The 12,375-nt window shown below is 71.9% G+C and carries 14 protein-coding genes; 5 read left to right on the plus strand and 9 right to left on the minus strand.

All coding sequences use genetic code 11. From position 1 onward, the window contains the following. Positions 1–178 precede the first annotated feature (178 nt). Positions 179–655 carry an ATP-binding protein gene (locus tag ACZ4UX_RS13625; protein ID WP_465706714.1) on the plus strand — a complete coding sequence of 159 codons (477 nt, stop codon included), beginning with the start codon at positions 179–181 and terminating at the stop codon, positions 653–655. Positions 656–1,039: 384 nt separating this feature from the next. Here the strand turns inward: ACZ4UX_RS13625 and ACZ4UX_RS13630 are convergent, their stop codons facing one another. The 6 genes from ACZ4UX_RS13630 to ACZ4UX_RS13655 all read right to left on the minus strand — a co-directional run bounded on the left by ACZ4UX_RS13630 (position 1,040) and on the right by ACZ4UX_RS13655 (position 4,538). Further along, complete coding sequence (locus ACZ4UX_RS13630) at positions 1,040–1,483, minus strand: hypothetical protein (RefSeq protein ID WP_352289468.1); 444 nt, start codon at positions 1,481–1,483, stop codon at positions 1,040–1,042. Further along, positions 1,483–1,893, minus strand: a complete 411-nt coding sequence (locus ACZ4UX_RS13635; RefSeq protein ID WP_329489670.1) for a helix-turn-helix domain-containing protein — start codon at positions 1,891–1,893, stop codon at positions 1,483–1,485. Before ACZ4UX_RS13635 ends, ACZ4UX_RS13630 begins: the two co-directional genes overlap by 1 nt. Before the next feature lie 62 nt (positions 1,894–1,955). Next, complete coding sequence (locus ACZ4UX_RS13640; RefSeq protein WP_359803073.1) at positions 1,956–2,315, minus strand: type II toxin-antitoxin system RelE/ParE family toxin; 360 nt, start codon at positions 2,313–2,315, stop codon at positions 1,956–1,958. Between the two features lie 61 nt (positions 2,316–2,376). After that, the gene (locus tag ACZ4UX_RS13645; protein WP_465706715.1) at positions 2,377–3,237 is read right to left on the minus strand and encodes a hypothetical protein; all 861 of its coding nucleotides are present in this window, start codon (positions 3,235–3,237) and stop codon (positions 2,377–2,379) included. A 231-nt stretch (positions 3,238–3,468) separates the two neighbouring features. Beyond that, complete coding sequence (locus tag ACZ4UX_RS13650; RefSeq protein ID WP_465706716.1) at positions 3,469–3,729, minus strand: DUF397 domain-containing protein; 261 nt, start codon at positions 3,727–3,729, stop codon at positions 3,469–3,471. Further along, the gene (locus ACZ4UX_RS13655; RefSeq protein WP_465706717.1) at positions 3,726–4,538 is read right to left on the minus strand and encodes a helix-turn-helix domain-containing protein; all 813 of its coding nucleotides are present in this window, start codon (positions 4,536–4,538) and stop codon (positions 3,726–3,728) included. Before ACZ4UX_RS13655 ends, ACZ4UX_RS13650 begins: the two co-directional genes overlap by 4 nt. A 162-nt stretch (positions 4,539–4,700) precedes the next feature. Between ACZ4UX_RS13655 and ACZ4UX_RS13660 the strand changes: the two genes are divergently transcribed. Together ACZ4UX_RS13660 and ACZ4UX_RS13665 are read left to right on the plus strand one after the other, a co-directional pair. Beyond that, on the plus strand, positions 4,701–5,111 hold the full coding sequence (locus ACZ4UX_RS13660) for an ATP-binding protein (protein ID WP_465706718.1): 411 nt from the start codon (positions 4,701–4,703) through the stop codon (positions 5,109–5,111). Between the two features lie 195 nt (positions 5,112–5,306). After that, positions 5,307–6,605 (plus strand): glycosyltransferase 87 family protein, encoded by a 1,299-nt coding sequence (locus ACZ4UX_RS13665; RefSeq protein ID WP_465706719.1) that lies wholly within the window; start codon positions 5,307–5,309, stop codon positions 6,603–6,605. 33 nt (positions 6,606–6,638) lie between these two features. Here the strand turns inward: ACZ4UX_RS13665 and ACZ4UX_RS13670 are convergent, their stop codons facing one another. Next, a complete protein-coding gene (locus tag ACZ4UX_RS13670; RefSeq protein ID WP_465706720.1) occupies positions 6,639–7,364 on the minus strand; it encodes a TetR/AcrR family transcriptional regulator C-terminal domain-containing protein in 726 nt (241 codons plus the stop codon). Positions 7,365–7,501: 137 nt separating this feature from the next. Between ACZ4UX_RS13670 and ACZ4UX_RS13675 the strand changes: the two genes are divergently transcribed. Next, the gene (locus tag ACZ4UX_RS13675) at positions 7,502–9,001 is read left to right on the plus strand and encodes an MFS transporter (protein ID WP_465706721.1); all 1,500 of its coding nucleotides are present in this window, start codon (positions 7,502–7,504) and stop codon (positions 8,999–9,001) included. Between the two features lie 78 nt (positions 9,002–9,079). Here the strand turns inward: ACZ4UX_RS13675 and ACZ4UX_RS13680 are convergent, their stop codons facing one another. Next, positions 9,080–10,372 (minus strand): helix-turn-helix domain-containing protein, encoded by a 1,293-nt coding sequence (locus tag ACZ4UX_RS13680; RefSeq protein ID WP_465706722.1) that lies wholly within the window; start codon positions 10,370–10,372, stop codon positions 9,080–9,082. Between the two features lie 759 nt (positions 10,373–11,131). Here ACZ4UX_RS13680 and ACZ4UX_RS13685 point away from each other — a divergent pair. Beyond that, on the plus strand, positions 11,132–11,887 hold the full coding sequence (locus ACZ4UX_RS13685; protein ID WP_465706723.1) for a S1 family peptidase: 756 nt from the start codon (positions 11,132–11,134) through the stop codon (positions 11,885–11,887). 49 nt (positions 11,888–11,936) lie between these two features. On the opposite strand, the gene ACZ4UX_RS13690 is transcribed toward ACZ4UX_RS13685, so the two are convergent. Further along, positions 11,937–12,344, minus strand: a complete 408-nt coding sequence (locus tag ACZ4UX_RS13690) for a DUF3291 domain-containing protein (RefSeq protein ID WP_465706724.1) — start codon at positions 12,342–12,344, stop codon at positions 11,937–11,939. Positions 12,345–12,375 lie beyond the last annotated feature (31 nt).

Genomic DNA, 12,375 nt, shown 5'->3' on the forward strand with positions numbered 1-12,375 from the left:
GGGCTTGACGCGCACCCGGCCCGGGTTGCACCCGGCATATGCCGAGCGGGTAGTGATCGTTTGCTCATTGTCCGTACGCGGCCGCTTGCGTTCCGCAATGATGGACCGCATGGCGGGTTGGGGCGAAACAGATCAGTCATCACTTCCTGGGTCGAGCTTGGTCGCTGAGGCATCGTGGATGTGCTTCCAGGACGCGCTGGCGGCCCTGGAGCGGCTCAGCTCCGAGGAGCTGGAGCGGATGTACTTCGGCAGGCTGTGCGACCAGTCGGCACCGGGCGAGATGCGGTTGCCGTCGAGGCCGGAGTCCGGGCCGCTGGCCCGCCGGCTGGTGCTCTCGGTGCTGGAGTCCTGGGAGCTGCACCAGCAGTTGGAGATCGGCGAGCTGCTCACCAGCGAGCTGGTGGCCAACGCGGTGCGGCACGCGGCCGGGCGGACCATCGGCGTCCAGGTGTCGCGCAAGCCCGGCTGGCTGCGGGTCGAGGTGCGGGACTCCTCGCGGGCGCTGCCCTGTCTGATCATGGCCGAGCCGCTGCCGATCAACGAGTACGGGCGCGGGCTCAAGGTCGTCGACGACCTCGCCGACCGCTGGGGCGCCGATCTGCTGCCGCGCGGCAAGGGCGTCTGGTTCGAGCTCAAGGTGCGCGAGCGCCACTGAGGCGTCGCGGCGGCCCCCGCCGTGGCCGGAAAACGCGCAGGGCCCCCGATCCACCGTGTTCCGGTGCGTGGGGGCCCCTGCAAGTCATCGCGCGGCCAAGGGGGTGCGTGCCGACACGATGGGCGACGGCCGTGCCAGGTCGGGCGGGCCGTAGTCTCGGTGTCCTCGGCGGGTCGTCGTCGTCCGCCGCCGGACATCTCGACTATCGCACGGATCTCAGCATGTGGGCAAACCGGCTGGCTTTGATTTCAAGGTTTGTAACCTAGTTCACCTTTGGATTTTGCATAGGTTAACGCTGTCGCCTGAGATTATTCATGAGCGAGCCGTGTAGACCCTGTGACGAGGCCCTGTGACGAGGCCCTGTCGGGGCCGGCGGTCCGAGCGCTAGCGGACGCCCTGCCCCGGGCCGCGCAGCGAGAGCAGCGGGGTGTCGACGCCGAGCTTGGTGGCGCTGCCCTGGAGAGCCTCCCGCAGGTACGGGTAGAGCACCGTCACGCCGATCCGGTCGACGAACAGCTGCTGCAGTTCGGCGGGAAGCTCGAACGGCGCCCCCAGCGAGAAGGCCGCCGCCGCGTCCACCACGAAGTCGGCCTGGGCGCTCCCCAGTTCCAGCCGGCAGCGGACCTCCAGGGTGGTCCCGTCGTCGCCCTCGCGGAGCCAGACCGCGAGCGTGGTCCGGTTCTCCGCCTCGCTGCGCGGCTCCTGCTGGTCGAAGAGGCGCCGGCCGGAGACCTCCAGGAAGGTGACGTCCTCCAGCTCGGTGGCGGCGGAGAGCTCGTCGAGGGTGGCGAAGCGCCGGACCCCCCGGCGGGCGGGCGAACCGGCCATCAGACGGTCACCGACCGCTGCGCGTCGTCGCCCCAGGCGGTCGGCCGGGACCGCGCCCCGCGCTCGCGGACGGCCACCCGGACCTGCACCTCGACGGGCGCGGGCTTCCAGGCGGGGGTCAGGTCCGCGGCGGTGTGGTCGACCAGGCTGTACAGCCGGGCGTCGACCGCGCGGGCGTACCGCTGGAGCGTGGAGTAGCGGGCGTCGCCGCCCACCCGCTCGAACTCGGAGATCGTCGACTGCGACGTCCCCATCAGGTCCGCCACGTCGCGCTGGGTCAGACCGCGCTTCTTGCGGGCCACCACCAGGGTCTCCACGAGTTCGGCGTAGGCCTGCGCGTCGGCCAGGCTCGCGGCGACGCGGGGATCGTCCGGGTCGAGGTCGAGTAGATCGTGCAGCGTGGGTGCCATGGCCGCCTCCCCTCAGAGTGCTTCAACATTATCGCCCGAAGCCGATATCGAGAACCGGGAACTCAGCCCGCCGACGGCCGGTTCCGCCACTCCCTGAGCCGCCGCTCCGCGGCGCCGCGCTCGTTCGGCGGGGTCTTCTGGGACTTCTTCTGGAAGAACGACAGGGCGAGCAGGACCAGGCCCTCGCCCTCCTCCGCGAAGAGCAGCCGGAAGGTGCGGTGATCGCCGGTGAGCCGCACCTCCAGGAGGTCGTTGCCGAGGTCCTTGACGTCGCCCGGCAGGGTCTGCCGCTCCTTGACCCGGTTCATCAGGACGAACAGCCGGGCCCGCTCGTGGGTGGCCAGCCGGGCCTTCTGCAGGTCCTTGACCAGGGGCGTCGAACCGTCCGCACCCTCGTAGAAGGACCACTCCCGTGTGTTCAACGCCCACCCCCTCGGCCCGTGCGCCGGTCGGCAGTCTAGGGGGGAGGGGGTGAAGGGGAGATCAATGCGGCTGCCGTGCGGACGGGTTGGGGCGGACCGAGGCGCGCACCCGGGCGGCGTGCCGGTGCACGGCCTGGGGCGAGAGCCGGGCGCGCGGTGGCGGGGTGTCGGAGGCGCCCGCCCGGCAGGCCCGGCAGAGGCCGCCGAGGAGGGCCTGCGGCCGGCTCGGGGTGCGGCAGTCGGTGCACTCCAGGACGCGGGTGGCCGGCGCTGTCGGCTCCCCGGTGCGTTCGGGCGGCATCTTGTCGGCCAGGCGGCGGTGGACGAAGGCGGCCGGGCTGTGGACGGCCGGCGGGAGCCCGGCGGTCAGCGCGGTGGTGAGGTACGCCGTACCGGCCCCGCGCGCGAGCCACTGGGCGGCGAGCGGTTCGAGGGAGTCGCAGTCGCGCGCCGAGAGCGCCAGCCGGGGGTCGGCGAGCCCGAGGGCGGCGAGGGCCCGGTAGGCGGGTGACCGGTCCACGCGGGGGTGGGGCCGCTCGTCCGGGTGAACCTGCGCGCGGCCGGTGTCGGCGCTGTCGTCGGTGTCGCCGACGGTCAGGAAGCGGGACCACCAGGCGTCGTCCCGGGGCGTCCGGGAGAAGTAGGTGCGAAACACCCACTGCGTACGGTCGCCGTCGACCCGCTCGCGGACGCGGCGCAGGTGACCGGCGACGGAGAGCCGGTTGAGCGCGCTGCGGACGGCCTGCTGGCCGTAGTGCGGCTGCTCGCGGGCGAGGGTCTTGGTGTCCATCGCGGCGCCCTCGGGCAGCCGGTCGACCAGCCGCGCCAGGTAGGCCTCACGGGCGGGCAGGTGCGCGAAGTCGTCGGCGCGAGGGGGATTTTGACCGGGCGCGGAACGCTTTCCGTAGCCGGGGGACGCCATCGGGGGCAGGGCAGCGCTAAAGTCGTGGGTAGCCACAGGATCGACTGCTTTCGATCGTGTCGGTCAGACCCCCGTTCGGTGTTGGTGCACCGGCGGGGGTTGATTCGTTGGTGCGCACGCTACACGGCGTGCGCAGCCAGTGGCGACCGGTGACGATTAGTCATACGGGCTGGCTACGGCGGTGGTTGGGAGGGTGGTGGGGAGTGTTCACCCACCCGTTCCACTAGGAAGTCACTCGACCCCCGACACCTGAGCTTCGGCCGCGAAGACGAGGAAGTCCCCCCAGGCGGCGGGCGAGAAGGAGAGCTGGGGCCCGGCCTTGTCCTTGGAGTCCCGGACGTGGACGGTGAGGCTGGAGGAGGCGACCTCGACGCAGTTGCCGCCCTCGGTCCCGCTGTAACTGGACTTCATCCAGGCGGTGGCGACCTCAATGCAGGCGCCACCTTGGTCGTTGCTGTAGCTGGACTTGACCCATGCGAGTTCGGCGCTCATAGCTCTCCCGCCATTCTTCGGACGAACGCGACAGACTCATCGGCTCCGAGGGCCTGCATGCGGATCATTCCATAGCGCTGGGTGAGTGTGCTCACCTTGTTCGGGTCGCTGTAGAGCGCTCCGGTGTCCTGGGCTTCGACATAGGCGAGCTGTTCGTGATCAGGTCCTTCCAGCAGTACCAGTGGTCCACTGAGCCCTGCGTATGCGGCCCGATCGATGGGCAGAACCTGGATGGAGACGTTGCGCAGATTGTTGACCTCAACGATGTGTTGCAGCTGCCGTCGCATCAGATCCGCATCGCCCACCACGGCTCGCAGAGCAGCTTCGTAGATCACAAAGCTGAAGAGCACGGTCGGAGAGTTCCTCAACTTCTCCTGGCGCTGAATCCGTGCTGTGACACGAGCCTCGACTGTCTCGTCATCCAGTGGTGGACAGCTGTGACTGATCAGCTCTTTGGCGTAATCCTCGGTCTGGAGAAGTCCAGGGATGAGCAGGCCTTCGTACCAATGGATTGCGATGGCCTCGCGTTCGGCCTGCGTGTATCCCCGCGAGTAGGAGGGGAACTTCTCTGGCTTCAAGAAGTCCTGGGCCCCGAGCAGCATCCCTCGCGCATTGCACAACTCGTCGGCTGCGGAGAGCAGCTGCATCGACGGCTTCCTTCGGCCCGCCTCCATCGAGCGCACGCTCTCGATGTCGTAGCTGGCCGCCAGGCTCAACTGCTCCCTCGTCACGCCGGATTGCTCGCGCCAGCGCTTGATCTGATCGCCACAGTACTTCCAAGCCATCGGCGGCTGTGCGGGCGCGCTCATCACCGGACCCCAATCCTCACGCGGTCGACCTGCGGGTCATTCCCTCGCTGAACCGCCGGCGTCACTACTGAGGCTATGCCTGAAGGCCGAATCCTGGGACGTGAAATGGCCGATCTCCGCTCCTGTGGGTGACGCCAAGGCCTCGTCTCACCAAGGACCCTGATGATCACTCAGCCCGTCGACATCGAGTGGATGTTTCCCCGCCACCCCCGCAGTGTCGGCCATGCCCGCGTGCAACTCCTCCGGCAGGCCTACGCCTGGCGGGTGCCCGACGAGACGACCGAGACGGCCCTGCTCCTCCTCAGCGAACTGGTCACCAACGCCTGCCGCCACGCCCGTGGCCCGCGCGACCGCCTCATCGGCGTCCGGTTCGCCGTCACGGAATGCGGTGCGCTCCGGGTCGAGGTCGCCGACGCCCATCCGGACCTGCCCGAGCCCCGTCAGGCCGGGCCCGAGGACGAGGGCGGTCGCGGGCTCGAACTCGTCGAGGCGCTCGCCGCCTCCTGGGGCGCTCAGCTCCGGGGGCCGGGCCGGGTGGGCAAGATCGTCTGGTTCGAGCTCAAGCCGGAGTAGTGGGAAGTCGACCGGTCCGACTTCCTGCTCCGGTCCCTTCCGCGACTCCCGTCTCTTTCCTCACTTCGGCCACTTCAGCGCTGTGACCTGCCCTGGTTCGTGCCCTGATAGCCCTTCGCTCAGCGCACTTGTGTCTGTATATATGATTTTCGGTGCACGGCTTCGGGGGCGCCGTGGACAACCGAACGGAGTGCGATGTCCGACATCACCACCGAGGAGTCGCGCCGTGACGGCGTCGATCCGATCGTCCTGGCGCTGGCCGCGGCAGCCGCGGTGCTGGCCGCGCTGGCTGTCAGGATCCTCCTGCTGGACAGTGAGTCGTCGGACTACTACTACTTCCTCGGTCCGTGGTACCGGTACATCGCCGAGAACGGCGGCTTCAACGCTCTCAGCCATGCGGACTTCTCGGACTACAACGTCCCGTACCTCTACCTCATGGCCGCGCTCACCTACCTCCCGGTGACGGCGCTCGCCGGGATCAAGTGGGTCTCGATCCTCTTCGACCTCGCCCTGGCGTCCTACGTGTTCCGCATCGTGGAGCTGCGGTGGCCGCAGCGGCCGTGGCGCGCCCTCGGCGCCGCGGTGGTCGTGCTCTTCCTGCCCACGGTCGTCACCAACAGCGGCTGGTGGGGCCAGGCCGACGCGATCTTCACGACCTTCCTGGTGGGCGGCGTCTACCACCTGCTCCGGGACCGGCCCACCTGGGCGTGCGCGTTCTTCGGGATCGCGCTGGCGTTCAAGCTCCAGGCCGTCTTCCTGTTCCCCGCCCTGCTCGTGCTCGTCCTGGCGAACCGGATCCCCTGGCGGAGCCTGTTCGCCGCCGTGGCCGCGTACGTGGCCCTCGACATCCCCGCCTTCCTGCTCGGCGCGGACCCGTGGCAGCTGCTGACCGTCTACACCCGGCAGCCCGACACGTACAAGGACCTCACGCTCTACGCGCCGTCGGTGTACCAGTTCGTCTCCGTCCCGCAGGACGACCGGGACACCGCGCGGGGCATCGGCGTCGTGGTCGCCGGCGTGGTGGTCCTGGCGCTGGTGGGGCTCGCGGTGTGGGCCCTGCGGCAGGCGGGGGCCGCCGCGGCCGGCCAGGCGGGGCGGCGGGTGCTCACGGACACCCGGATCCTGCTGCTGGCCACCGCCTCCGCGATCGCGGTGCCCTTCCTGCTGCCGTCGATGCACGAGCGCTACTTCTACATAGCCGACGTGCTCAGCGTGATCGCGGCCTTCCAACTGCCCCGGCAGCTCTGGTACCTGCCGGTGCTGGTGCAGCTGTCCTCGTTCGGCAGCTACCTCAAGTTCATCAACCGCGACGTGGACCCGTACCTGTCGATGCCGGCCCACGGCGTCCTGATGCTGTTCGCCCTGATCGCCGTCCTGCGGGCCACGGTCGCCGACCTCCGCGACCGGCCCACCGTCCCGCTGCCGCACCAGGCCGACGGGGACGGGACCCCGCCCACCCCGACGCAGATCCCCCGAGCCACCCCGGCCACCTGACCCCCGCCCCCGGCGGCCCAGCCGCACCGGCGGTCAGCGCGGGGCGGGGAGGCGTAGGGCCAGGCCGTCGAGGATGACGTTCAGGCCGTAGGTGAACTTCTCGTTGCGCAGGGCCACCGGGTCGACGCCGATCGCCGCCGCGTACGCGGCGGAGAGGTGCTCGGTGTCGGCCGCCGCCTCCTGGGCGGCGGGGATCAGGCCCGCGATGAACTCGGCCTCGGTCTGGCCGGAGCGGGCCACCGTGGTCAGCCAGGCCGTCTCCGTCGTGCTCATCCCGATCACGTAGGTGATCACGGTCTCGATCGCGCGCTCCGGCTCGGGGAACCCGGCGGTGACGAACAGGGCGGCCACGCGCTCGGAGTAGGCCTTCAGGTTGGGGCCGAGGTAGGCGAGCCCCGCCTGGCCGAGGACCGAGGCGAGCCACGGGTGCCGCAACGCGGTCGCGCGGAAGGACTCGGCGGCCTCGGCGACGGCCTCCCGCCAGTCGGGGCTGTCGGCGGGCGGGACGGTGCTCTCGCCGAAGACCTCGTCCACCGCGAGCTCCATCAGCTCGTCCTTGGTGGCCACGTGCCGGTAGAGGGACGTCGCGCCCGCGTTCAGACGGGCGCCGAGCTTGCGCATGCTGAGCGCGTCGATGCCGTCGGCGTCCAGCACGGCGATCGCCTCACGGACGATGGCGGCCCGGTTGAGCGCCGGCTGCTCCGCCTCCCGCTGCTGCCGTGCCCAGACGGACGGGACCGGGTTCGCCTTAATGGCCATGAGGTTCTCCTCTTCACATCTTCCTGCGTACGCCGTGCGCATCCAGCGTACAGGCGCCGTGTGTTGCGCACACTGTTCCGCTCTGCGTACAGTGTGCGCAGCGAAGGAACAGCGTGCGCAACTCGGAGGGACAACCCATGGAAACCCGCAACCCACGTCGTTGGTGGATCCTCGTCGTGCTCTGCCTCAGCACGCTCGTCCTGGTGATCGACGGCATGGCGCTCACGGTGGCGGTGCCGTCGATGACGGAGTCCATCGGGGCGAGCGCCCAGGACACCCAGTGGATCCTCGACTCCTACATCCTGGTCTTCGCCGGGCTGCTGCTCACCTCGGGCAGCCTCGGGGACCGGTTCGGCCGCCGCAAGGTGATGATCATCGGCCTGCTGCTGTTCGGCGCCGCCTCACTGGCCGCGACCTACTGCACCAGCCCCGGCGAGGTCATCGCGGCCCGCGTCGCGATGGGTGTCGGCGGTGCGCTGATCATGCCGTCCACCCTCTCCATCCTGATCACCGTCTTCGACGAGGACGAGCGCGGCAAGGCGATGGCGGCCTGGGGCTCGGTGTCGATGCTCGGCCTGGTCGGCAGCCCGGTGCTCGGCGGCGTCCTGATCGACCACTTCTCCTGGCACTCGATCTTCTTCATCAACGTCCCGGTCGTCGTGCTCGCCGTCGTCGCCGCCCTGACCCTCATGCCGGAGTCGAAGGGCCCCTGGCAGAAGGCCGACCCGCTGGGCGCGGTGCTCTCCGCCGTCGGCATGACCGCCATGATCTGGTGGATCATCGAGATCCCGCAGCACGGCGCCTTCGAGGGCCGCTCCGCCGTCACCCTGATCGTCGCCGTGGTCGCCCTCGGCGGGTTCGTGGTCTGGGAGAACGTCACCTCCGAGCCGATGGTCCCGCTCGCCCTGTTCAAGCACCGCAACTTCAGCGGCGGCTCGCTCTCGCTGACCCTCGTCCAGATCGGCAACGGCGGTCTGCTGCTCGTCCTCACCCAGTACCTGCAGTTCGTGCTCGGGTACTCCCCGGTCAAGGCGGGCCTCGCCTTCGTGCCGCTGGCCGTGGCCGCGCTGATCGGCAACGGCTCCGGTGCCGGGCTCGCCGCGAAGATCGGCAACCGCCTGCTCGTCCTGGTCGGCATGCTGCTCATGGCCGCCGCCTTCGGCCTCCTGAGCACGGTCTCCGCCGACGCCGGGTTCACCCTCCCGGCCGTCGCCCTCGGCCTGCTCGGCCTCGGCGCCGGGCTGGCGATGCCGGCCGCCATCGGCGCCCTGATGGGCACCATCCCCGCCGAGAAGGCGGGCGTCGGCTCCGCCCTGAACGACACCATCCAGCAGGCCGGCAGCGCGCTCGGCATCGCCATCCTCGGCTCCCTGCTCTCCAGCCGGTTCGCCCGGGAGATGCCCGCCGACAGCTCCGCGCAGGCCAAGCGCTCAATCGGCGACGCCCTGGCCGCCGCCGGCGAGGACGCCGGACTGGTCCACTCCGCCCGGGAGGCCTTCACCTCCTCGATGTCGACCACCTTCACGATCAGCGCGGTCGGCGTCCTCGCCGCGGCCCTGCTCGCCACCCTGGTCATGCGGGACAAGAAGGCCGCGCCGGCCGACGCCCAGGCGGAGGACGCCACGCTGGCCGCCTGACGCCCCGCCCGTCCGCCGGGAAGGCCGGCCACCCGCTCCGGGTGGCCGGCCTTCCCGGCGTGGGGGCGCGCCCCGGGGTCAGTCCTCGGTCGAGGTGGGGGTCCAGCCCGTGCGGTCGTCCTGGTAGAAGTAGCCCGGCGCGCCCTTCAGGCCCATGGTGCGGAAGGGCTTGTCGTCGGCGTCCTTGACGGTCTGGGTGCCGTGGCTGCTGCCGCTGCTCCACTCCAGCTCCAGGTACCAGCTGACGTCCTGCCCGGCGGTCCCGGCCTCGACGTTCAGCACCTGGGGGTCGGTGGCCGAGACCCGGTAGGGGAAGTCCGAGACGGTCTTGGCCTTCACCTCGCCCTCCTGGGCCGGGACGGCCACCGGCCGGGGGGCCGCCGCGTCGAGGTCGACCGAGAAGGCCGCCGGGGTGATGCTGCCCCCGCAGCCGGAGCCCATCATGTACGCGTTCCACTTCGGGGCCGGGCGGGTGCTGACCACGTGCACGTAGAGGGCGTGCAGGACGACCGGGACGGCGGAGTCGCCCTGCGCCGTCACCTGCAGCCGCAGGTGCCCGGCGGGGACGGCCTCCTGGGCGGCCGCCCAGGAGGCCGTCCGCTTGGGGCTCGGGGGCGCGGGCACCGAGCGCGGCGCCTTGGCGCTCAGGAACCACTGGCCGCAGGGGCTGCCCCAGTTGTCGGTCAGGACGGTGACCTGGAACGGGGCCGGGGTGGCCGCGCTCGTCGCGGTGGCGGTCGCGGCAGGGGTCGTGTCGGAGGTCGGAGCGGACGGCTGCCCGGCGACCGGGGCCGCCGGGGTGGAGGGGGCGCCGGCGGCGGTCGGGGAAGGGGGACCCGCCGACGGGGTGCCGCCGTGCCCGCTCGGGACGAGGAGCGGGATCGCGGCGGCGACGAGGGCCACGGCCGCCGCGCTCAGCAGGATCCGCGGGTACGGGAGCCTGCGGCGCCGGGTCTCGCCGTCGACGGGGTCGCCCTGGGGGCTGCGCGCCGAGTGCAGGGCGTCGACGGGGGGCAGCGTCGCCTCCGGGGCGGTCGCCGGAAGCGGGGCCGGGGCCGGGGCCGGGGCCGGGGCGGCGGGGGCCGCAGGGGACTCCGGCCGGACCGGTTCGCGGGCGGGCTCACGGCGCCGGGCCGCGTCCGCCAGGATCCAGCGGCGGTGCAGTTCGACGAGCTCGTCCGCGCCCGCCCCGCAGACCCGGGCGAACCGCTCCACCGGCGCGTACTCGTTGGGGACGGCGGCGCCGTTGCAGTAGCGGTGCAGCGTGGACGTGCTGACGTGCAGCCGGGTGGCGAGCGTGCCGTAGCTGCGGCCCGAACGGTCCTTCAGCTCCCTCAGCATCGACGCGAACTCGTCGGTCTCCACGCTCATCCGGCGCCCCCCTCGTTCCGGTCCGGCGTTCCAGGCGGCACCGAATCCGCAGATCACGGTACCTGTCGCCGTTCCAGCGTCCCGAACTCCCCGGGGGGTCTGGCGGACGGGACGCCTTCCGGGCCACTGTGCGGTGCAGCGGCGGTCCGCCCTTCGGCCGAGGGGGCCCGCCCGTACCGACCGAGTCCTCAGCGGAGAAGAGCAGCCCCGTGTCCGTCCACCTCCACCGAATCCTGATCACCTGCGCGCTGCTCCTGCTCGGGGCGGGCGTCCTCCGGGTGCTGCTCCGGCGGCCGAGCCCGCGTCGGGCCGGTGCGGACGGGGGCCGGCCGGTGGCCGATCGGCCGGAGCCGAGCGGTGGCGCCCGGCGCTGCTCCGGTCGGGTGGCGCGGACCGGGGGCAACTGCCGCGGCCCGGTCCGTCCGGTGCCCCGCCGCTGCCGGCTCTCCGGGCCGGGGGCCGTGCGGCACTGACGGGCGACCGCCCGTCGGCCGGGGCGTCAACGCGGTGGCTCCCTGCGCCACTTTCGGGTCCGGGCGCCGTGCCGGCCGCCCCCGTCAGGGCTTCTGCCCGCCCACCCGCCGCCGGTGCCCGGTCCGCCGGCCCGGGATCCGCGGTGGGACCCGATCGTGGGTACCGGAACCGCGAGTGCCGGTGCCCCTTTCGACCCTCTGCCCCTCCGCCCCTTTGCCGTGACCGCCTTCGCCCCGACGACGTCCGACCTGAGCGATCCGCCCGAGAGAGAAGCGAGCCCGCCCGATGCGCAAGCCGTACCGACGCCCGTTGACCGTCCTGCTGGCCTCCGCCGCCCTGGTGGCCGTCGCCGCCACCCCGGCCGCCGCCGTGCACGGGGGCGCCGACACCACCACCGCCGCCAACCCGTTCGTCGTGGCCCTGGAGACGGCCGGCGGCGAGCAGTGGTGCACGGGTGCCCTGATCGCCCCCACCAAGGTGCTCACCGCCGGCCACTGCGTGGCCGAGGCCGACGACCCGACCACGCTGCGGGTGATCGCCGGCCGGACCGACCTGACCGGCCACGGCGGGCAGGTGCGGCGGGTGCGGAGCGCCGCGGTCGACCCCCGGTACACCTCCGCCCTGGACCACGACTCGGCCGTCCTCACCCTGGACCGGCCGCTGAACGCACGGACCGTCCGGGTCGCGACGCAGCGGGACGAGGCGCTGTACCGGTACGGCCGCACGGCGACCGTCTACGGCTTCGGCCGGACGGGCGACGGCGGCCCGGGCACCCACCTGAAGAAGGCCGCGCTCACGCTCTCGCCGCTGTCCGGCTGCGAGCCCTACACCGGCCCCGGCGACTCCCCGCGGCTGAAGGTCTGCGGCAGCCCCCGGCCCGGGACGGCCGACAGCATCTGCAAGGGCGACTCCGGCGGGCCGCTCGTGGTCGACGGCGTGGTGATCGGCATCGTCTCGACGGGCAACAAGTACTGCGACACCCAGTACCCCGTCTCGGTCTTCACCCGCGCCACCGACGTACCGCCGCAGATCCTCCGCTAGCTCCGGCCGCGCCCCCTTCGGCCGCATCCCCCTACGGCCGCCCCGCAGGTCAGCCCGCCGGTCGGGTGGCCTGCTGCTCGGCCAGCCGGCGGTGCGCCTCGGGCCAGCCGGCGGGGAGCTGCTCGACCGGGGTCTGCCAGTAGGTGAACACGGACTCCCGCATGGTCGAGCGCAGGCCGGTCATGATCGAGCGGTGCGGCTCGGCGCGGGCGAAGTCCTGGAGCGCCTGCTGGCTCTCCCAGGCCGACAGCGTGTAGAAGATCCGCTTGGTCGGCCGGGCGATCAGCGAGGCGCCGAGGGCGCCGGGCGCGGACCGGATCTGGCGCCAGACGGCGTAGGACTTCAGGAGGAAGCGCGGGACGTCGCCGAGCGAGCGGACCTCGAACCGGGAGGCCATCACGACGGCCTGCGTGCCGGGAGTGGCCGGGTGCGGGGTGATCCAGGGAATCGTGGGCATGGCTGACGCGCCTCCGTTATTGGGTAGTGGC

This window comes from Kitasatospora sp. NPDC028961 (assembly GCF_055564815.1).

Bases quoted from the DNA above. Each gene is read 5' to 3' on its own strand.
- ACZ4UX_RS13685 (WP_465706723.1), top strand. From the start codon at position 11,132: ATGCGCAAGCCGTACCGACGCCCGTTGACCGTCCTGCTGGCCTCCGCC.
- ACZ4UX_RS13630 (WP_352289468.1), bottom strand. From the start codon at position 1,483: ATGGCCGGTTCGCCCGCCCGCCGGGGGGTCCGGCGCTTCGCCACCCTC.
- ACZ4UX_RS13675 (WP_465706721.1), top strand. From the start codon at position 7,502: ATGGAAACCCGCAACCCACGTCGTTGGTGGATCCTCGTCGTGCTCTGC.
- ACZ4UX_RS13690 (WP_465706724.1), bottom strand. From the start codon at position 12,344: ATGCCCACGATTCCCTGGATCACCCCGCACCCGGCCACTCCCGGCACG.
- ACZ4UX_RS13655 (WP_465706717.1), bottom strand. From the start codon at position 4,538: ATGAGCGCGCCCGCACAGCCGCCGATGGCTTGGAAGTACTGTGGCGAT.
- ACZ4UX_RS13660 (WP_465706718.1), top strand. From the start codon at position 4,701: ATGATCACTCAGCCCGTCGACATCGAGTGGATGTTTCCCCGCCACCCC.
- ACZ4UX_RS13625 (WP_465706714.1), top strand. From the start codon at position 179: ATGTGCTTCCAGGACGCGCTGGCGGCCCTGGAGCGGCTCAGCTCCGAG.
- ACZ4UX_RS13680 (WP_465706722.1), bottom strand. From the start codon at position 10,372: ATGAGCGTGGAGACCGACGAGTTCGCGTCGATGCTGAGGGAGCTGAAG.
- ACZ4UX_RS13635 (WP_329489670.1), bottom strand. From the start codon at position 1,893: ATGGCACCCACGCTGCACGATCTACTCGACCTCGACCCGGACGATCCC.
- ACZ4UX_RS13665 (WP_465706719.1), top strand. From the start codon at position 5,307: ATGTCCGACATCACCACCGAGGAGTCGCGCCGTGACGGCGTCGATCCG.
- ACZ4UX_RS13645 (WP_465706715.1), bottom strand. From the start codon at position 3,237: ATGGCGTCCCCCGGCTACGGAAAGCGTTCCGCGCCCGGTCAAAATCCC.
- ACZ4UX_RS13650 (WP_465706716.1), bottom strand. From the start codon at position 3,729: ATGAGCGCCGAACTCGCATGGGTCAAGTCCAGCTACAGCAACGACCAA.
- ACZ4UX_RS13670 (WP_465706720.1), bottom strand. From the start codon at position 7,364: ATGGCCATTAAGGCGAACCCGGTCCCGTCCGTCTGGGCACGGCAGCAG.